The organism is Streptococcus oralis subsp. dentisani (genome assembly GCF_002096335.1).
Lineage (GTDB): Bacteria > Bacillota > Bacilli > Lactobacillales > Streptococcaceae > Streptococcus > Streptococcus oralis_Z.
This window is the reverse complement of record NZ_NCUW01000025.1, coordinates 20020-39510: the sequence shown is the minus strand read 5'-3', so window position 1 is coordinate 39510 and position 19491 is coordinate 20020. Positions and strand designations below refer to the sequence as shown.

The following is a 19491-nucleotide window of genomic DNA, read 5'->3' as shown; positions in this document are numbered from 1 at the left end:
TGATTTTATAACAGTCCTCTAAGTGTTTCTTGCCACAGGTGGTACAAACTGATAAAGAATGAACTCAAGATGTAGCCCATTACAATACTAAAGAAACCCACCAACAAACGAACTTTTTTTGTGTTAGCAGCAGTTACTTTTAACACCTTTTCCCATCTCACAAGATCCTTCAAAAGGTAAAAACTCAAATAAATAAAGAGTATATGACTACTTAGGGTGAATAATAATTGAACCATTTGACTATTATACCATCTTATCCGCTTGCGCGCTAGTTTTCGATTTTTCTACGGATTAGGGATTGTTTTTAAGGTAATCAATCGCATCCTGCAAGGTTTTAACAGGAACGATTTTCATCTCTGTCTTGATTGTTTTAGCAGCTTCTAGGGCTGTTTCATAGTTGCTTTTCGCATTGGGATCTGCTTTTTTTGCTTCCTCAGTGACTGGATTGTCAGGGGCAAAAAAGATGTTGGCTCCCTGACGAGAGGCTGCAACTACTTTTTTGTCAATTCCACCAATATCGCCCACATTTCCATCGCGATCAATGGTTCCCGTTCCCGCAACGATACGACCATTACGAAGGCCTGGATCTGCTATCTGGGTGTAGATAGCTAGACTAAACATGAGACCTGCACTCGGCCCGCCAATACCAGCTGTGGAGAAACGAATTGGAACATCACTGGTCACTTCCGTACGGTCAATCAAGCCAATCCCAATCCCGTTTTTCCCGTTTTCGAGAGTGATAATTTTACCTTCAGCAGTCTTAACTCTTCCGTCTTCTTCGTAGGTTACCTTGACTGGATCTCCTAATTTTTGAGAGTTGACATAATCAACTAAGTCTTTGGAACTATCAAAGGTCTTATCATTAACAGCCGTCACGGTATCCGCAATGTTCAGAATACCCTTAAAAGTTGAGTTATCCGTTACGGTTAAGACATAAACTCCCAGGTACTTGAGTTCGATATCCTTACCAGCCGTCTTCAAACCTTGATACTTAGCCATGTTTTGGGATGTTTGCATATAGAACTGATTGATCCGCATAAACTCTGCATCCGTAGAGCCACCCGTTGTCTCCTTGGCACTTCTAATATCCGTGAAAGGTGTTAACCAAGCATAGACAAGATGCGACAGGGTTGCGTGTCGAATGCCGACTGTTACAAACTGGTAAGCTCCTGCTTCTGTGTCTTCTGTTTCATTGACTTTCAAAACGCGACGAATATCTTCCGCTCCACCTGGAACTTCTATGTAGTAAGGTAAAGGTACTACAAAGGCTAAAAAAGTCAATACTAGTGCTAGGATGACATATAAGGGCCATCTAGTTTTTTTCTTCATGTTCTAATTCCTCCACAACACTGTTTGGAACATATTGCTGAATCTCCTGACCAAACTTCAGAAGTTCTCTCATGGCTGAAGAGCTAATATAAAGATGCTCTGGGCGACTATATAGGTAAATGGTTTCGATTTCTGGAGCCAGTTGATGATTGTAGTAGTCAAAACTAGACTCATATTGCAAGTCGGTGGCATTTCGCAAGCCACGGACAAGGGTTTTGGCTCCCAGTCTCCTTGCAACTTCGACTACCAATTCATCATGAGAAGCCAGCACCTCTACATTATCTAAATGCGCCACCGCTTTTTCAACTGCTCGTTTGCGGTTTTCAACAGGGAGAAAGCCTTGTTTGTGGGGATTGTAGAATACCCCGACATAGAGCTTATCAAAGAGTTTGCTGGCTCGTTCAATGATATCCAGATGTCCATTTGTCATCGGATCAAATGATCCTGTAAATAATCCAATTTTATCTGACATAAACTGTCACCTTACTAATCCCATATACTTTTTCCTTCCAGATGCCTAAGCAGGCGATTTCTTCTGGAAGTTCTACAGACTTATCGGTTTCACAGACAACCATGATCTCTTGGGAGAAGAGATTTCTCTCTGCCATTTTTTCAATATCTGCTACGATTTGTTCTTTTGCATAGGGAGGGTCTAAAAAGACCAGATCAAATGTCCCTCCGACTTGCTCTAGGGCTCGGTCAGCCTCCATCTTTAAGAGCTGAAATTTGGAAGCTTCCTTGGTCATCTGGATATTTTCAGCGACGACAGCCTGGGCCTTTCGATCCCGTTCCACTAAGACAGCACTGGACATACCTCTTGACACAGCTTCAATAGACAGACCGCCACTGCCGGCATAGAGATCCAAGACACGACCGCCCTCAAAATAAGGACCAATCATGTTAAAGACAGCTCCACGCACCTTGTCTGATGTTGGCCTCGTCGTCTTTCCTTCTAGCGTCTTGAGAGGACGCCCTCCATAGATTCCTGATACGATTTTCATACCGTTTATTATACCAAATTATGGGCAAAAAGAGAAAGAAAACCGAACCTTGCGGTTCGATTCTCTACAAGATATTTTCGTAAGTGTCGCGGACTTCTTGCGGCCAAACACTTGTTTGTACCTCTCCGATGTGTTTCTTACGAAGAAGGAACATGGCCATTCGAGACTGTCCAATCCCCCCACCAATTGTCAATGGGAAGAGCCCGTTAAGTAAGGCTTTATGCCATTCCAGCTCAAGTCTATCTTCATCCCCTGTAAGAGCAACTTGGCGACGAAGCGTGTCTTCATCCACCCGAATCCCCATTGAAGAAAGTTCAAAGGCACAACCAAGAGGTTCATTCCAAACCAAGATGTCCCCATTCAGTCCCTTGTAGCCATTTTCAGACTCTGTTGTCCAGTCATCGTAGTCAGGTGCACGGCCATCATGAGGTTTTCCGTCAGGCAACTCGCCACCGATACCAATCAAGAAGACTGCACCGAACTCTTTACAGATCGCATTTTCACGCTCTTTCGGTGTTAAATCTGGATAGCGTTCCACCAACTCTTCTGTATGGATAAAGGTGATTTGTTTTGGCAAGATGGATTCGATATCATAGCGGGCTTCTACGGCTAGCTCTGTCAGACGAATAGCCTTGTAAATCTTCTCAACGGTTTCTTTGAGATAGGCGATATTGCGTTGACCATTTGGGATAACCTTCTCCCAATCCCACTGGTCCACATAAACAGAGTGGGTCGCATCAAGCGAATCTTCGTCTGGACGAAGGGCCTTCATATGAACAAAAAGACCTTCACCTTCACCGAAACCAAAACGGGCTAAGGTGTGGCGTTTCCATTTGGCAAGTGAGTGAACGACTTCATAGGTTTCATCTGGAATCTGCAAGACCTTTACAGATACTGGATTTTCGACACCTGACAAGTTGTCCTGCATCCCATCCCCAACCTTGCTCAAAATAGGACCTTGAACTTCAACAACTTCTAACTTATCTTTCAAATACTGGGTAAAAGTGTTTTTGACAAAGGAAATTTCTTCTTGTTGATGAATAAAACTTTTCTTCATAAACAGCTCCTCAAAAATTAGTTAAAAGCATTATACACCTATTTCCAAGAAAAGAAAAGAGTAAATAAGAAAAAGTCAGTGCTCTTTTGAACACTGACTCTGTCATTCATTAATCGTTTCGACCAAAGATACGTAAGATGCTAAGGAAGAGGTTGATAAAGTCTAGATAGATACTGAGAGCCATTGAAATGACCCAACCTGTCGCTACTTGCCCTCGTGACTGCTCATAAACATAGCGAATCTTTTGGTTGTCCCAAGCAATCAAACCTGAGAAGACCAAGACCATGGCAATACTAATCATGTAGTCAAAGAAGCTATTGGCTAAAAATAGATTCACAACCATGGCAATGATGAGGCCAACAAGCGCCGCCATCAAAGCTCGGCCCATTCCACTCAAATCTTTCTTGGTGAAAATTCCGATTGCCGCCATGACAAAGAAGAGAAGGGCACTGGATACAAAGGCTGATAAGACGGTCCCAGGTGTATAGAAGGCTACGACAAAGCTAAGGGTAAAACCATTTAAAACAGAATAAACTAAAAATACTGGGAGAGCTGCTGGGCTATTTTTTGCAGCCATGCTACTTGCAACAAAGACTAGAGCAAGTTCTGCAAAAGTTGCAATCATCAACCAGAGACGGTCATGCATTAAAAAGTAGACCAATTGGGACTGAAAGACTGTCAACATCAAAGCTGACACGAGAGCTGATAGACCAATCCCAAGTCCCACAAAGGCATAAACCTTAGCGTAAAATTGATTGAGACCTGAACGTTCTTGAATAATCGTTTGATTCATTCTGATTCTCCTTTTTCTATAAATATGTCTTGATTATAACAAAGATTTTTTAAATTAGCTGAAATAAAACATCAATATACCTGCTGCAACTGCTACGTTGAGACTTTCTGCTCGACCTTTCATGCCTATATGAACCAGCTGATCAGCACTCTCAGCCATGACAGAACTAATCCCCTGTCCTTCATTTCCCATGACTAAAACAAAGTTCTCTAGTGAAGAAAGCTCACGATAATCCTTTGAATCTCTCGATAAGGTCGTTGCTAGAATGGGCAAATCGCTCTTCTTTGTCTCTTCTACAAAGGTGGCAAGAGGCAGACGATAGATGGGCAAGTGAAAATGACTTCCTTGCATGGAACGCAGGGTCTTAAGACTGTAGATATCTGCTGACTTGTCTGAAACAATGACTCCTGTAAAACCTGCCGCATCCGCCGTCCGAATCATGGTGCCCACATTACCAGGATCTTGAACATCCTCTAAAAATAGATACTTGCCCTGATGGAGATCAGGCAGTCCCACTTCTTCTTTTTGAATCACTGCAACAATCCCTTGAGGAGTTTGCGTATCTGCCAAATCTAGCAAAATCTCCTCTGAAACCCAGACTGTTTGCGGAAAAGCGGCTAACTGTTCCTTATAGCTTTCCAGAGCAAAAATCTTCTCAATCGTCACTCCTGCTTGAACAGCTTCTTCAAACAAGTGCCAACCTTCAATCAAATAGGCAGACTTTCGATATTTTTTTTGATGCAATTTCTTGGCATTTTTTACCACTGAATTGGCTTTTGAGGTTATAATAGTCATAGAAATATTATAACACAATCAAAGGGGTTTGGTATGCAAAAGGTTAGAATGATTGCCCAAGGCAGGGTGCAGGGTGTTGGTTTTCGCTGGGGTGTTTATACTTTAGCTCTTGAAATCGGTGGCATCACTGGTCGTGTCTGGAATAACGATGATGGAACAGTAGAAATCCTTGCTCAAGCAGATTCCTCCGCCACTATGGCAAAATTTATCCAAGAAATCCGAAAAGGTCCGACACCTTTTTCAAAAGTTACCTATCTAGATGTACAAATGAGCAACTTTTCATCCTATTCTGACTTCAAAGTCGCAAATTAGGTCTCTAGAACTATTGTATATTTTACAAAAAAACAGTAGAATAGAAAGGTATAATTTTTAAAGAAGGAATGAAAACATTGAAATCTATTAAACGTTTTGCCCTCTCTGCTATGGGAGTGACTATGCTACTTGTCTTGTCAGGCTGTGTCCAAGTAGACAAAGCAACAGGACAACCCACAGGATTGATTTGGAATACCATCGGAGCACCTATGGCTGAAGCTATCAAGTACTTCGCTACTGATAAAGGTCTTGGCTTTGGTGTGGCTATCATTATCGTAACCATTATCGTACGTTTGATTATCTTGCCACTTGGTATCTACCAATCATGGAAGGCAACGCTTCACTCTGAAAAGATGAATGCCCTCAAACATGTCCTTGAGCCACATCAAACACGCCTCAAAGAGGCAACAACTCAAGAAGAAAAATTAGAAGCCCAACAAGCTCTCTTTGCAGCTCAGAAAGAACACGGCATCAGCATGTTCGGTGGTGTAGGATGTTTCCCTATCCTCATTCAAATGCCTTTCTTCTCTGCTATCTACTTTGCAGCCCAATACACTGATGGAGTAGCTAGCTCTACCTTCTTGGGTATCGATCTTGGTTCACCAAGTCTGCTCCTTGTCGCCTTCGCTGGTATCCTCTACTATCTCCAATCACTTCTCTCACTTCATGGAGTAGAAGACGAGATGCAAAGAGCACAGCTCAAGAAAATGATTTACATGAGCCCACTCATGATTGTCTTTTTCTCCTTCTTCGCACCAGCAAGTGTGACCCTTTACTGGGTTGTTGGTGGTTTCATGATGATTCTCCAACAGTTCATCGTTAACTATGTTGTTCGTCCAAAACTTCGCAAAAAAGTTCGTGAAGAATTTGCCAAAAATCCACCAAAAGCAAGTTCATTTTCAACTGGAGACGGACGCAAAGATGTCACTCCAAACCAAGCAACTGCGATTATGACTAATAAGAAACATAAGAAACGCAATGCTGGTAAACAACATTCTAGAAAATAAGAAAAAAGCTTAGCTGAAAGGCTAGGCTTTTTATGCATAACAAAAGCCCGATGTCTCCATCAGGCTTCTTTTTTATCCATGAACACGTTTCATGTAGTCTTGGTAGCTTTCTGTATCCATCAATTCCTTGGCATTCTTGACACGGTCTGCTGTTGGAGGTTTGACCCCTTCGAGCGAATAAGGAATTCCAAGTTCACGCCACTTGAACTCACCCATCGTGTGATAAGGTAGAATTTCAAACTTGTCAACGTTTTTGAGGGTCTTGACAAACTTACCGAGTTCGATCAAGTCCTCATCTCTGTCCGTCAAACCTGGAACCAGCACGTGGCGAATCCAAACAGGCTTCCCAATATCTGATAGGTACTGGGCACAGGCCAAGATGTTTTTATTGGTTTGGCTGGTTACAATCTTGTGCTGTTCTTCGTTGATTTCCTTGATATCCAGAAGAACCAAGTCTGTCACCGCCATGAGTTTATTAAACTTTTCGAGATAACGTGGCTTGTTACGGAATGGAAGGGCACAGGTGTCCAAGGTACAGTGGATTCCTTTTTCCTTGGCCTTGGTAAAGAGGGCAATTAGGAAATCAATCTGTAAGAGGGCTTCTCCTCCACTAACAGTGATTCCTCCCTTGTCTCCCCAAAAACCACGGTAGCGAAGGGCTTCTGTCAAGACATCGTCTACTGTCCGTTCGCGTGATTTATTGGTTTCCATAGCCCATGTATCAGGGTTATGACAGTACTGGCAACGCATGTGACAACCCTGCAAAAAGACAATAAACCGAATCCCAGGGCCATCTACCGCCCCAAAACTCTCTGTCGAATGCACCATTCCTGTCACTTGTCCATAGTCAATTGTTTCTTCAGACATATCGTCACCTTCCTTGAAACCGTTTTATAGTTTTATTATATCATGAGTAAGATGAAAAACAAGGTTTTTTGTCTATTTTTTAGAAAGCAATCTGTTTTTCACTTTCATTTTCATACCCTTTTAGTGATCCGGTTCAAAATCAAAACCATACAAGGTTGCGAAATAGTCCTCAGGACGCTCTGCACGGCGGATTTGGCGGGCTTTGCCTTCTTCGGTATAGAGGATTTCTGCCGAGCGTAGTTTGGCATTATACTGGTAACCCATGGAGAATCCATGTGCACCTGTATCATGAATCACTAGCAAATCACCGATTTCTGTATGAGGTAGTTCGCGGTTCACTGCAAATTTATCATTGTTTTCACAAAGCGATCCAACCACATCTACGACCTCCACTGGTCCGTCTGGTTGCGTGAGATTGCTGATATGATGATAGGCACCGTACATGGCTGGGCGCATGAGGTTGACTGCTGAGGCGTCCACGCCCAGATAGGTACGATAGGTTTTTTTCTTATGAGTGACTTTGGTGACTAGAACTCCGTGAGGTGCCAGCATAAAGCGCCCCAATTCAGTGAAAATCTTAACCTGACCAAGACCTGCTGGCGTAAGGACTTCTTCATAAACCTTACGCACACCCTCACCAATCATCGCAATATCATTTGGCTCCTGGTCTGGGCGATAGTTGACACCAATCCCTCCAGAAAGGTTAATAAAGTCCAGTGAAATCCCCAACTTTTCCTTGATTTCCACAGCTAATTCAAAGAGCTGGCGGGCTAACTCTGGATAGTAGAGATGGGTCACGGTATTGGATGCTAGGAAGGAATGAATCCCAAAAGTCTTGGCTCCTTTTTCCTTCAAAATCGCAAAGGCTTCAAAAAGCTGGTCCTTGGTCATCCCAAACTTGGCTTCTCCAGGATTGTCCATAATATCTGTTCCCAGTTCAAAAACACCGCCAGGATTGTAACGACAAGAGATGATTTCTGGAATGCCTGCTGCACGCTCTAGATGTTCAATATCTTCAAAAGCATCCAAGTTAATGGTCGCACCCAATTCACGCGCATAGGCGTACTCTTGGTCTGGCGTGTTGTTAGAAGAGAACATAATCTCAGAACCGGGGAAATTCAGTTTGTGGCTCATCAAGAGCTCCACGTAACTAGAACAGTCCACACCACAACCTTCCTCTTGGAGGATTTTCAAGATGGCTGGGGTTGGAGTGGCCTTGACTGCAAAATATTCCTTAAAGCCCTTGTTCCAGGAAAAGGCCTGGTTGACCGCTCTTGCTTTTTCACGAATCCCCTTCTCGTCATACAAGTGGAAGGGAGTCGGGAACTCTGCAACAATTGTTTCTAAATCTTCACGGCTGATAAATGGTGTTTTCATAAGCATCCTTCTATTCTGTTTGCAAAGAAAGGCTGGGACAATCGTTCCAACCTTTAGTTCTATCACTTATTTGTCTTCGTCAAAGATATTGCCAATCTCAACATCGATGGATTGGTTCTTAACATCAATATTGGTAACCTTCAAGAGTGACTTGTAATCAAACTGCTTTTCACGTTCTTCTTGGGCATTGTCTGCAAAGACTGCGACACCAGCTAGTTCAGAATCGAACTCACGCAAGAGACTGATCATCCCGTTGACAGTTCCTCCACCTTTCAAGAAGTCATCCACGATCAAGACACGACTGCCTGCCTTGAGGCTGCGTTTTGAAAGGAACATTTTCTCAATGCGGTCACCGCTGGAACCTGAAACATAGTTGACGCTGACCGTTGAACCTTCGGTAATTTTCAAGTCACGGCGCACAATGACAAATGGAACGTTGAGAACATTGGCAACTGCATTTGCGAGCGGAACCCCTTTAGTTGCTACTGTCATAACGGCATCGATTTTTTGGTCCATAAAGCTCTTGGCAATGATGCGCCCAATATTTTTCAAAATGGCAGGTGTACTGAGCAAATCAGATAGGTAGATGTAGCCACCTGGCAAGATACGGTCGCTTTCTGAAAGTTTGTCACGCAAGTCGGCGATCATTTCTTTGGCTTCATGACTCGAGATTGATGGTGTAAAGATAACGCCACCACCTGCTCCAGTCACAGTCTGAATATGGCCGATTTCGATTTCCTCAAAGGCGCGCTTGATAATCACGATGTCCTCTGAAATCGATGATTTAGCAGATTCGTACTTTTCTGCAAAGGTGTTGAGACTAGTTAGTTTGTATGGATTATTAATCAAATAGTTGGAAATGACAACCATCCGATCACTTCTTCTTAATTTCATTTTTATTTACCATTCCATTTAATTTTGATATTTTATCCATTATACCACATTCACATAAAAAAACGAACATTCTTGTGTAAAAAATACTCGTTTTTCTTAATTTATTAATCTAAATCTGGTTTATAGAAGGAACGATTGTCCATGGCGAAGATTTTGTTGGTCATTTCTCCTTTATCCACCAAAGCAAGAGCTGTTGTCATCATCATCATGCTGGCATCGAGATTATCGATCATATGAATGATCTCTGCCTCCATAATGCGTGGACGAACAGGACTACCATACTCCAGTAAGCCATGATGACTGAGAATGACATGGCGCAGTAGCACCACTTCTTCTCTGGTATCATCGATGCCAAGCTCCATGACTGCTTTGGTAATTTCGCTATCAATTAGGGCGATATGACCGATGAGATTGCCTCGCACTGTGTACTCCGTCTGATCAGGACCGCTGAGTTCTAGAACCTTGGCCAAGTCGTGCAACATAATCCCGGCATAGAGCAAGCTCTTATTGAGCTGAGGATAGATATCGCTAATGGCATCTGCCAAGCGCACCATGGTTGCCGTGTGAAAAGCCAAACCCGTTTCAAAGGCATGGTGGTTGGTTTTTGCAGCTGGATAGGAGTAGAATTCCTTATCATACTTGGTGTAGAGACTGCGAACGATACGTTGCCAGACAGGATTTTCAATTTTGAAAATCATTTGCGACATGTAGTCACGAATTTCCTTGATATCGACTGGTGACTTGACCTTGAAATCAGCTGGATCATTTGGTTCGCCAGGCTGAGGCAGGCGGAGAGTAATTTGATTGACTTGAGGAGTATTATTATAAACTTCTCTGCGCCCCTGCATGTGGACCACTTTCCCTGCGGTAAAGGCCTCAACGTTATGAGGCTGAGCATCCCAGAGTTTTCCTTCAATCTCGCCACTATCGTCTTGGAAGGTAAAGGCTAGATAGTTTTTCCCAGCTCGTGTCTGTCTCAGGTCAGCTGACTTAATCAGGTAAAAGCCTTCAAACAGCTCATCTTTTTTCATGTGACTAATCTTCATATTCTTCCTCATTTTCTTGGAAATGGAGTAGATCAAGCGCAGGCTCATCTTCTGATAACTCAATGTGACGGAGCGTCCGCTCAATAGCTGTGGTGCGACGGTTTAATAATTCATCAATATTGCCAGAGGCATGTTGAAGATGTTTTTGTGCCTTAACCAAAATCCCCCCGAACTTGCCAAACTCAGTCTTAACGCTAGCAAGGGTCTTACTGATATGGTCAGCACTCTTTTGGATATTGAGGGTTTTGAAGCCAACTGATAGGGAGTTGAGCAGGGCTGATAGGGTACTTGGTCCTGCAACGATAATCTGCTCTTCCCGTCTCAAATCATCAAAGAAAATCGGATTGCGGACGATTTCTGAGTAGAGTCCTTCTGTCGGAACAAACAAGACTCCAAAATTGGTCGTCCTAGGAGGAGATAGATACTTGCTCTTGATATCCTTGGCGAAACGCTTAACGCTTGCCAAGAGAGATTTGCGACAGCGTTCAATTTCGTCCTTGTCACCCGCCTCATAGGCTTCTTCTAGGCGGTAATAATCTGCCAGTGGAAACTTGGAGTCAATTGGTAGATAGACGTATTCCTGGTCGCCTTGGCCAGGTAACTTGATGGCGTATTCCACACGTTCACTGGAGTTTTCAACCGTTGCAAATTCTCGTTCGTACTGGGCTGGTGTCATGATGTCTTCGATGATTTGCCCCAGCAGCAACTCGCCCAGAATCCCTCGCGTCTTGGTTCCAGAGAGAACCTTGTTGAGGGCTCCGACATCGCGGGCAACCGTCTGCATCTCTCCCAAACCTCGATTGACAGATTCCAGTTGTTTGGAGACTGTCTCAAAGGATACTTGTAAACGTGTCTGCAAGGTCTTTTCTAGTTTTTCCTCGACTGTTTGTCGCATTTGTTCTAGACGTTGCTCATTTGATTCCTGCAAAGCTTGAAGACGTTGGTCAGTCTTGTCTCTGGTTTGGAGGAGATTATCTGTCATTTCTTGACGGACTTGAGTTAGACCTTGATGCAATTCGATTCGCACTTCCTGCAAGCGGTCGCTGACAGCCACTTCCAAATCTTTTTGGTCTAGCTGGCTGGCTTGTCTGGCTTGTTCAAAGCGGTAATCCAACTGGTCTGACAGATGATCTGCCTGGTCCTCCAAACTCTTGGCTAGATATTTGTCTTGCTTATCCTGCCTTTGCCAAATGAGAAAGAGCCCAAGAAGATTAGCAACTAATAAAATAACAAGTAAAATCTCCATCCTATCTCCTGTCCTTGCTATGCAGTACGACTACATAGCCATCTGGGCAAGTCACCGAAACTTCCCTATCTATATATTCGTTAGAAGCGTACACTTTTTTAAAGAAAAAATTCTCCTCTGTCAACTCATACTTGGCACCGAGAATAGTCAGCTGACTATCACGAACTGGCATAAAGGCTAGATAGTCGTAGTCTGAACGTGGTTGAAGCTGACTGGTCCCTTCTGGACAATAGCCAATTACATTTTGTCCGTCCTCAATCGCTATCTGGCGCATATAGGGTGCCAAATTGGGATTGCTAGGTAAAAAGACATTGGCCAACATATGGTCAATGCGACCACCAAGGGCACCGAAAATAGTGACCTGAGCCTGAGAATTCTTTTCGAAAATCGTTAAGAGTGCTAGTTCCAGATCCGTATCATCTTTTTCCGGCTGGGCTTGGACAAAGTGCTGGGCACGTTTTTGAATCAACAGACGCTCTTCTGCAGTGACAGAATCAAAATCTCCAACTGCTAGAGCGAGAGGCAGGTCTTCTTCCAAGACCCAGAGCGATCCTCGATCCACACCGACAAAGCAGTCAAAATCCGTCCGATAATGACTGCGGTCTCCACCTGCAAAAACGGCAACTTTAGTCCAGTTGTTTTCGGAGAGTTTGCACTCGTTCATTGACATCTCCCTTAAAGACATAAGACCCTGCTACAAAAACGGTCGCTCCAGCTTTTTTAGCTTGAACAATAGTTTGATCATCAATCCCACCATCGACTTCGATCTCAAAGTTCAAACCTTTTTCCTCACGAAGGGCAACCAACTCACGAATCTTATCCATGGTTTCAGGTAGAAAGGCTTGCCCGCCGAAGCCAGGGTTAACCGTCATGACCAAAACTTGGTCAACTAGGTGAAGTATGTGTTTGATAGCTTCAACCGGCGTACCAGGATTAATGACAACCGAAGGTTTAACACCGAGAGAACGAATATTTTGAAGAGCGCCATGGATATGAGGTGTCGCTTCGACATGGATGCTGATGATGTCAGCTCCTGCACGCGCAAAATCCTCTAAATGGTGTTCGGGATTTGATACCATCAAGTGACAGTCAAAGACCATCTTGCTATGGGGGCGAAGACTTTCGACCACACCTGCGCCAAAGCTGATTTGTGGTACAAAGTGACCATCCATAATATCGATATGGGCATACTCTGCACCAGTTGCTTCTAGGCGTTTGATCTCACGTTCAAAGTTGGCATAATCTGCTGCCAGAATTGACGGAGCAATCTTGTATTGAGACATGGGTTTCTCCTTATTTTGATTTTGGAATTTTTTTGCTGACTTTTTTATAGGTTTCTCTGCGATTTTCAATTTCGCTGAGGAATTGTAGGTAGTTGTCAAAACGGAAGTTTGCAATGATGCCCTCTTCTACTGCTGGTTTCACTGCACAAGATGGCTCATGAGTATGCGTACAAGTACGGAACTTGCAGTCTCGACTTACAGAGGCAATCTCTGGAAAGGCCTGGTTCAGCTCTTCAGCCGTTGACACTTCATAATCTAGCGATGAAAAACCTGGTGTGTCTGCGATTTTACCACCATTGAGATTGTAAAAACTAACAGCTCGAGTAGTGTGACGCCCGCGACCTAGACTATCAGAGATTTCTCCTGTTTCTAGATTGAGGTCAGGTGCGATTTTATTAAGAAGGGTTGACTTACCAACACCTGTCTGCCCCATAAAGACCGTAACCTTACCTGTTAACAAGGGCAGGAGCTCTTCCTTACTAGTCACAAAGTCGTAACCAATGGCACGATAGGTTTGTTGGTAAAAACTTAATTCTTCCCTATCTTCTAGCAAATCCATTTTAGAAATATAAACGATGGGATGAATACCCTTGTGCTCCAAAAGAACCAAGAAGCGATCCAGTAAATTGCTATTAAAATCCGGCTCCTTGACCGACATAATCACCACGGCTTGGTCGATATTGACAATAGGCGGACGGACCAGACTGTTTTTCCGTTCGTGAATCTTGAGGATATAGCCTTCTGAATTTTCCTCGGCAGAAAAGTCTACCCAGTCCCCAACATAGGGTGTGTGGCCTTTTTGACGGAAATTCCCGCGCGCACGCGTCTGGTAAACTTCCCCCTCACTCTCTACATAGTAGAAGCCCGCCAAGGCTTTAATGATTTGTCCCTGCATCCTAGAGTCCTTGTCCTTTAAGCGCATCTGCTAGACGAGCAAATTCTGCCAAGCTAAGAGCTTCACCCCGTACACTTGGTGACAAACCTGCTTGATCCAAAGCCTTGGTCAGCTTGTCCTTGACTTCTTCAGCCTTGCCAAAGTAACCTGTCAGGTTATTCCACAAGGTCTTGCGACGATGAGTGAAACTAGCCTTGGAAACCTTAAAGAAGAAGCTCTCGTCTTCCACTGCTACAGCTGGTTCTGGACGGCGCACCATTTTCAGGATAGCCGAGTCCACGTTTGGCGCTGGCACAAAGACCGTACGAGGCACGATAAAGGCAACCTTAGCAGTCATGTAATACTGCACAGCAATAGACAAACTACCGTAGGCCTTGGTATTTGGCTGTGCTGAGATGCGATCCGCCACTTCTTTTTGCATCATGACCACAAACTCACTAAAAGGAATGCCACTCTCGATCAAGTGCATGAGAATAGGCGTTGTGATATAGTAGGGCAAGTTGGCTACTACCTTGATTGGCAGATCAGGATTTTTAAAATTCTGGATATGTTGCGCCAAATCGACCTTGAGAATGTCCTCGTTGACTACAGTAACATTGTCAAAATCACGCAAGGTATCAGCTAGGATTGGCACCAAACGATGGTCAATCTCAAAAGCCATGACCTCTGCCGCACGCTCAGCCAAAAACTCCGTTAAGGCACCAATTCCTGGACCAATTTCGATGACATTGACCTGGTCATCAATTTCAGCCGTATCCACGATCTTTTGAAGGATATTGGTATCCGTCAGGAAATTTTGCCCGAAGGACTTTTTAAAGGTAAAACCGTGACGCTCCAGCACTGCCTTGGTCACGCTATAATCTGCAATTCTCATCTATTCTCTTTCTATTATCTGTTACTACTATTGTAACACATTACCCTTATATTTTCGGGTTATCTAGTTATTGTTATCACTTTTCAGAGTTCTCCAAACAGATTTAGATATCTGAACTTCATTCCACTATTGAAGTAAGCCATGAAATTTATTTTTCTAATTCTTTAGGAATTGTCTCTTGAAAAAATCAATTGCTCAAGCAAGAAATAGAGTTTTTCTTGCTCCTCTTCTTCGTAAGCAGGTGCATTTGCTTTTACTTCCCTGCATTTCTCGTCATACAAAAATCCTTTATAGCAATCTTCTGTAGATAAGGCTGTGTAAACTTTAGCCATTTCTTCAGGGCTAATCGAAAATCTTGACTTAATTTTATACAGATTTTTCATAAAAGTGTTGAGGTGATTGTAACGGCTCATATCTACTTTGACATTGGTCACACGAATTGCCTGAATCTTGATGCCTTTCCAATGTTCTCGCATATAAAGTGACAGTATCAACAAGGCCAGTTTATTCTGATAATAGGTCTTGGCAGAACTATAATGTTTTTGACCAGCTAAATTTTCAAAATCAAGCTTCATGAAAGGATAAAGCATCAGCCCTTGGGAAGAAATATTAATAATCCGACCACTCTCAGATCTTTCCAACAAACCTTTCAACAAGATAGACAGCAAGAAAGGGGCGGCAACATTGGTCGCAAATTGCTTTTCTAAACCATCCTTAGTCAGGATGGGCTTTTTGACTGACAAATCAAAGTCAGCTGCATTGTTAATTAGAACGTCTAGAACGTCTTCTTTTTGAATATACTGTTCCACTGCTTTCCTGACACTCTTCATATCAGATAGATCAACCAAGATATAATCTACATGTCGATTTCCTGTCTGTTGACGAATTTCCTCACAAGCTTGCTCGGCAGCTTCTTCCCGTCTACAAAAGAGAGTCACCGACCATCCCTTTTCAGCTAATTGTTTTGCAGCCTGGTAGCCAATACCACTATTGCCACCCGTAATAATCACTCTTTTCATTTCTGACTCCCTTAGACTGAATACTTAGCCATCACTTCTTCCACTTCTGCCAAGGTCACACCAAACAACTCCAAACGCTTGAGGAGTTGCTTGCCATTGGAATAGCCGATGCGGAGCTGTTCGCCCAGATATTCTCGGCGCTTACGACTGTCTGCTCCCGCTAGGAAACCAAGTCGAATCAAGTCACTACGATTAATGTCAAACTCATTCTCGTTTTCAAATTGCTCTGTCACCTGAGCCAGCGCTGTTTTCAGGTCCTCATAGCTGGCGTGTTCGATCCCCAGAGAACGCCCCTTGGTCTTGGACTTGGGAGCCGCTTCATACCGTTTGAGAAAGGCATGTTGCACTGTCGGAATGGCTGTCATAATCATGCGACGAATCCGCTCACCGTTAAAGTCAGGATCTGTAAAGACAATGACTCCATGCAAGTCATGCAGGCGACGAATGCGCTCTATATCCTGGTCATTGATAGCCGATCCTCGTGTCTCATAGGTCTCTACGTCAAAGTAATGTTTGAGATTGGCCGTATCATCCCGTCCTTCGACTACGATGACTTGGGAAATTTTTTCTTTCATGATCGCTTTTCCAATCCAAAAATACGCTCTGCATTAGCACTTGTCACAGCAGCTAATTCTTCTGTCGTCATCCCACGCAAGTCGGCGATAAAGTCCACCACATAGCGGGTGTAGGCTGTCTTGTTTTCACGACCACGCTTGGGAACAGGTGCCAAGTAAGGGGCATCTGTCTCAACGAGTATTTTATCCAAAGGAAGTTCTCTAGCAACTTCTTGAATATCCGTCGCTTTCTTAAAGGTCACCACTCCTGAGAAAGAAATGGTCATGCCAAGCTCAACAAACTTCTCAGCCCACTCGAGAGAGCCTGAAAATGAATGCATAATCCCACCACGAGGACCAACACCCTCACTCTTGATAATCTCATAGGTATCTTCTAAAGCGTCTCGCGTGTGGACGACAAAGGGCAAATCCAAGTCCTTAGACAGCTGAAGCTGACGACGAAAAACCTGCTCCTGCACTTCCTTAGGTGCTGTCATCCAATGGTAGTCCAGACCAATCTCACCCAAGGCAACAACTTTGGGATGTTTTAACTTTTCAAGCAAGTAAGCTTCGACCTCGTCACTGTAAGTTCCTGCTTCAGTCGGATGCCAGCCAATCGTTGCGTAGAGTTGCTCATACTCATCTGCCAACTCTAGGGCCCGCTCAATGGTCGGTTTATCAAAACCAACAATATTCATCCGCGTCACACCCATCTCAGCAGCCAAGGTAATTTCTTCTGCCTCACGTCCTGCAAATTCCACTACATTTAAGTGTGTGTGCGTATCAAAAATCATCTCTTCTAACCTCATTTTCTTCCCTCTATTATACCAAAAATAGCATCCCTCGGCTTGTAAAAATATTCTACTACCAATCGTTCCCCCTTGACTGCCTTTTTTCAAAGCAGTATAATAACACTTATTGAAATTTTCAGCAAAGGAAAAGAAAATGTTTAGAAAATTAAAATATACCTTTATCGGTCGGCCACTCAAGTCTCTCACAGACGGCGAAGGGGGATTATTAGGAAAAATGCAGGCACTTGCAATGTTATCCAGTGATGCCCTGTCTTCTATTGCCTATGGACCTGAACAAGTCATTCTCGTTTTAGTCAGTCTCTCTCCTCTCGCTATTTGGTGGAGCCTCCCTATCGGTATTTTTGTCCTCTTACTCCTCGCTAGTTTGACCATTTCCTATCGCCAAATCATACACGCCTATCCTCAAGGCGGAGGAGCTTATATGGTCACTCGGGAAAATCTCTCCCCCGAACTAGGCTTGATTGCAGGAGGCAGCCTCCTTGTTGACTATATGCTGACAGTAGCCGTATCCGTTGCGTCTGGAGCTGATGCGATTACTGCAGCCATCCCTGCCCTCCATCCCTACAATCTTCATATCTCTATTTTCCTAGTCTGCCTGCTCATGCTCTTGAATTTAAGAGGTTTAAAAGAATCTGCTAGTTCTCTGATGATTCCCGTCTACCTCTTTATCTTCAGCACTGTCTTTCTCCTGCTTTATGGTTTTTTTCAACTATTCACAGGTTCCCTAAACTATCAGGCGACTTCAACCATTGGGCAAACTGTTCCAAACCTTTCCATCGTTCTCCTATTGAGAGCCTTTACTAGCGGTTCAGCCTCTCTAACTGGGGTTGAAGCTATTTCAAATGCAGTACCTTTTTTCAAAGCTCCGAAAGAAAAGAATGCTGCTCAGACCTTGACCATCATGTCACTAATTCTAGGTTTTCTTTTTGCAGGCATTACCTTCCTAAACTACTGGATGGGCATCACACCTCAACACGGAGAAACCATCCTCTCGCAAATGGCCAAGGGCATTCTTGGAGATTCATTTTTTGGTCATGCTAGCTATTATCTCTTCCAGTTCTCGACAGCCTTGATTCTAGCTGTAGCTGCAAATACTGGATTTTCAGCCTTCCCTATGCTGGCCTACAATATGGCAAAAAACAAGTACATGCCCCATCTCTTTATGGAAAAAGGGGACCGTCTTGGCTACTCCAATGGTATCTTAACTCTGGCTTTTGGGGCCATGATCCTTCTTCTCATTTTTAATGGGAATACTGAACGCTTGATTCCTCTTTATACGATTGGGGTCTTCGTTCCCTTTGCCCTATCTCAGACTGGAATGATTCGTCATTGGAAAAAGGAAAAAGGAGCAAACTTCTTAAAACCTGCCTTTGCTAATATCCTTGGGGCCATCATTTGTTATGCCATTGTCCTCATTTTACTCCTCTTCAGACTAGGTGATATCTGGCCATTCTTCCCAATTATCCTAGTTCTAACCTTCCTCTTTTTGTCTATCCACAGTCACTATCAAAAAGTGGCAAAACAACTACGACTCTACGATGGAATCGAAAAACGCACTTATGACGGCAACCTTGTCCTTGTCCTAGTAGGGAATGTCACTCGAGTAAGTGTCGGAGCCATTAACTACGCTCAAAGTATCGGTGACGAAGTGTTGGCCATGCACATTTCTACTAAAGAAACGGCTGAAAAAGACCAAGAAATTCTTCAGGAATTTGCCGATTACTTCCCAAATATCACTCTGAAAAATATCACCACCAGCTACCGCGACATCATCACCCCTAGCGTCAAGTATGTTAAACGAATCGCCCAAGAAGCCAAGCAAAAAAACTATACCGTTACAGTCCTCGTCCCACAGTTTATCCCAAACAAGCCTTGGCAAAATATCCTGCACAATCAAATGAGCCTCAAACTGAAATACGCTCTCAGATGGCACGAAGATGTCGTTGTCGCTAGCTACTCTTATCACTTAAAAGAATAAACAAAAACTCAAAATCAGTAACTTATATCTGGTTTTGAGTTTTTCTATATGTAATCTTTTAAATAAGCCCTCTATGAATTTCAGTTGAAATGGACGATTTCATGGACAATTCACTATGTAAGATAAAAAGAAAAGCCAGTAGACTCGAGTTCCTACTGACTTCTTTGTTGAATTCGTTTGGATTATGCAGCCAAAACTTTGCGTCCTTTACGACGACGAGCTGCCAATACGCGACGACCGTTTTTAGTTGACATACGGTTACGGAATCCGTGTTTGCGCGCACGACGAAGTTTACTTGGTTGATAAGTACGTTTCACGATGAATACCTCCTCATAGATTTTGTATTCGTTTA

The 19491-nt window shown here is 43.5% G+C and carries 23 protein-coding genes; 3 read left to right on the top strand and 20 right to left on the bottom strand.

Annotation, left to right across the window (positions count from 1 at the left end; translation table 11 throughout):
- Window positions 1–5 precede the first annotated feature (5 nt).
- The 7 genes from B7709_RS01420 to B7709_RS01390 all read right to left on the bottom strand — a co-directional run bounded on the left by B7709_RS01420 (window position 6) and on the right by B7709_RS01390 (window position 4975).
- The gene (locus B7709_RS01420) at window positions 6–236 is read right to left on the bottom strand and encodes a DUF1146 family protein (RefSeq protein WP_084971080.1); all 231 of its coding nucleotides are present in this window, start codon (window positions 234–236) and stop codon (window positions 6–8) included.
- A 55-nt stretch (window positions 237–291) separates the two neighbouring features.
- Window positions 292–1329 carry a SepM family pheromone-processing serine protease gene (locus B7709_RS01415; protein ID WP_084971078.1) on the bottom strand — a complete coding sequence of 346 codons (1038 nt, stop codon included), beginning with the start codon at window positions 1327–1329 and terminating at the stop codon, window positions 292–294.
- On the bottom strand, window positions 1313–1801 hold the full coding sequence (gene coaD, locus B7709_RS01410; RefSeq protein WP_084971076.1) for a pantetheine-phosphate adenylyltransferase: 489 nt from the start codon (window positions 1799–1801) through the stop codon (window positions 1313–1315). The genes B7709_RS01415 and coaD overlap by 17 nt, the downstream gene beginning before the upstream one ends.
- Window positions 1791–2330 (bottom strand): 16S rRNA (guanine(966)-N(2))-methyltransferase RsmD, encoded by a 540-nt coding sequence (rsmD, locus tag B7709_RS01405; protein WP_084971074.1) that lies wholly within the window; start codon window positions 2328–2330, stop codon window positions 1791–1793. The genes coaD and rsmD overlap by 11 nt, the downstream gene beginning before the upstream one ends.
- Before the next feature lie 64 nt (window positions 2331–2394).
- Window positions 2395–3387, bottom strand: coding sequence for an aspartate--ammonia ligase (asnA, locus tag B7709_RS01400; protein ID WP_084971071.1), 993 nt, complete (start codon window positions 3385–3387; stop codon window positions 2395–2397).
- A 109-nt stretch (window positions 3388–3496) separates the two neighbouring features.
- Entirely contained in the window at window positions 3497–4180 is a 684-nt protein-coding gene (locus tag B7709_RS01395; protein WP_084971070.1) for a Bax inhibitor-1/YccA family protein, read from the bottom strand.
- 54 nt (window positions 4181–4234) lie between these two features.
- Window positions 4235–4975, bottom strand: a complete 741-nt coding sequence (locus B7709_RS01390) for a TrmH family RNA methyltransferase (protein ID WP_084971068.1) — start codon at window positions 4973–4975, stop codon at window positions 4235–4237.
- 33 nt (window positions 4976–5008) lie between these two features.
- Between B7709_RS01390 and B7709_RS01385 the strand changes: the two genes are divergently transcribed.
- Both B7709_RS01385 and yidC read left to right on the top strand, forming a co-directional pair.
- On the top strand, window positions 5009–5287 hold the full coding sequence (locus B7709_RS01385; RefSeq protein ID WP_001174620.1) for an acylphosphatase: 279 nt from the start codon (window positions 5009–5011) through the stop codon (window positions 5285–5287).
- Window positions 5288–5364: 77 nt separating this feature from the next.
- Entirely contained in the window at window positions 5365–6294 is a 930-nt protein-coding gene (yidC, locus tag B7709_RS01380) for a membrane protein insertase YidC (protein WP_084971121.1), read from the top strand.
- Window positions 6295–6366: 72 nt separating this feature from the next.
- Here yidC and pflA read toward each other — a convergent pair whose 3' ends face one another.
- From pflA to B7709_RS01320, 12 genes are all read right to left on the bottom strand, one after another.
- A complete protein-coding gene (gene pflA, locus B7709_RS01375) occupies window positions 6367–7161 on the bottom strand; it encodes a pyruvate formate-lyase-activating protein (protein WP_001288281.1) in 795 nt (264 codons plus the stop codon).
- Window positions 7162–7281: 120 nt separating this feature from the next.
- Window positions 7282–8538, bottom strand: coding sequence for a diaminopimelate decarboxylase (locus B7709_RS01370; protein WP_084971066.1), 1257 nt, complete (start codon window positions 8536–8538; stop codon window positions 7282–7284).
- 66 nt (window positions 8539–8604) lie between these two features.
- The gene (gene purR / locus B7709_RS01365) at window positions 8605–9432 is read right to left on the bottom strand and encodes a pur operon repressor (RefSeq protein ID WP_002874197.1); all 828 of its coding nucleotides are present in this window, start codon (window positions 9430–9432) and stop codon (window positions 8605–8607) included.
- Between the two features lie 104 nt (window positions 9433–9536).
- Window positions 9537–10478: a 3'-5' exoribonuclease YhaM family protein gene (locus tag B7709_RS01360; RefSeq protein WP_084971064.1), complete on the bottom strand. Its 942-nt coding sequence runs from the start codon at window positions 10476–10478 to the stop codon at window positions 9537–9539.
- On the bottom strand, window positions 10468–11724 hold the full coding sequence (locus B7709_RS01355) for a DNA recombination protein RmuC (protein ID WP_084971062.1): 1257 nt from the start codon (window positions 11722–11724) through the stop codon (window positions 10468–10470). The genes B7709_RS01360 and B7709_RS01355 overlap by 11 nt, the downstream gene beginning before the upstream one ends.
- 1 nt (window position 11725) lies before the next feature.
- Entirely contained in the window at window positions 11726–12388 is a 663-nt protein-coding gene (locus B7709_RS01350) for a thiamine diphosphokinase (RefSeq protein ID WP_084971059.1), read from the bottom strand.
- Window positions 12351–13007, bottom strand: a complete 657-nt coding sequence (rpe, locus tag B7709_RS01345) for a ribulose-phosphate 3-epimerase (protein ID WP_084971057.1) — start codon at window positions 13005–13007, stop codon at window positions 12351–12353. The genes B7709_RS01350 and rpe overlap by 38 nt, the downstream gene beginning before the upstream one ends.
- 10 nt (window positions 13008–13017) lie before the next feature.
- Window positions 13018–13902, bottom strand: a complete 885-nt coding sequence (gene rsgA / locus B7709_RS01340; protein WP_084971055.1) for a ribosome small subunit-dependent GTPase A — start codon at window positions 13900–13902, stop codon at window positions 13018–13020.
- Between the two features lies 1 nt (window position 13903).
- Window positions 13904–14776 carry a 16S rRNA (adenine(1518)-N(6)/adenine(1519)-N(6))-dimethyltransferase RsmA gene (rsmA, locus tag B7709_RS01335; protein WP_084971054.1) on the bottom strand — a complete coding sequence of 291 codons (873 nt, stop codon included), beginning with the start codon at window positions 14774–14776 and terminating at the stop codon, window positions 13904–13906.
- 164 nt (window positions 14777–14940) lie between these two features.
- Window positions 14941–15795: an SDR family NAD(P)-dependent oxidoreductase gene (locus B7709_RS01330; RefSeq protein WP_084971051.1), complete on the bottom strand. Its 855-nt coding sequence runs from the start codon at window positions 15793–15795 to the stop codon at window positions 14941–14943.
- 11 nt (window positions 15796–15806) lie between these two features.
- Window positions 15807–16370: a ribonuclease M5 gene (gene rnmV / locus B7709_RS01325; RefSeq protein ID WP_084971049.1), complete on the bottom strand. Its 564-nt coding sequence runs from the start codon at window positions 16368–16370 to the stop codon at window positions 15807–15809.
- Window positions 16367–17143 (bottom strand): TatD family hydrolase, encoded by a 777-nt coding sequence (locus tag B7709_RS01320; RefSeq protein WP_084971119.1) that lies wholly within the window; start codon window positions 17141–17143, stop codon window positions 16367–16369. The genes rnmV and B7709_RS01320 overlap by 4 nt, the downstream gene beginning before the upstream one ends.
- A gap of 151 nt (window positions 17144–17294) precedes the next feature.
- Here B7709_RS01320 and B7709_RS01315 point away from each other — a divergent pair, with 151 nt between their 5' ends.
- The gene (locus B7709_RS01315) at window positions 17295–19139 is read left to right on the top strand and encodes an APC family permease (RefSeq protein ID WP_084971047.1); all 1845 of its coding nucleotides are present in this window, start codon (window positions 17295–17297) and stop codon (window positions 19137–19139) included.
- Window positions 19140–19321: 182 nt separating this feature from the next.
- Here the strand turns inward: B7709_RS01315 and rpmH are convergent, their stop codons facing one another.
- Window positions 19322–19456, bottom strand: a complete 135-nt coding sequence (rpmH, locus tag B7709_RS01310; protein WP_000831905.1) for a 50S ribosomal protein L34 — start codon at window positions 19454–19456, stop codon at window positions 19322–19324.
- Window positions 19457–19491 lie beyond the last annotated feature (35 nt).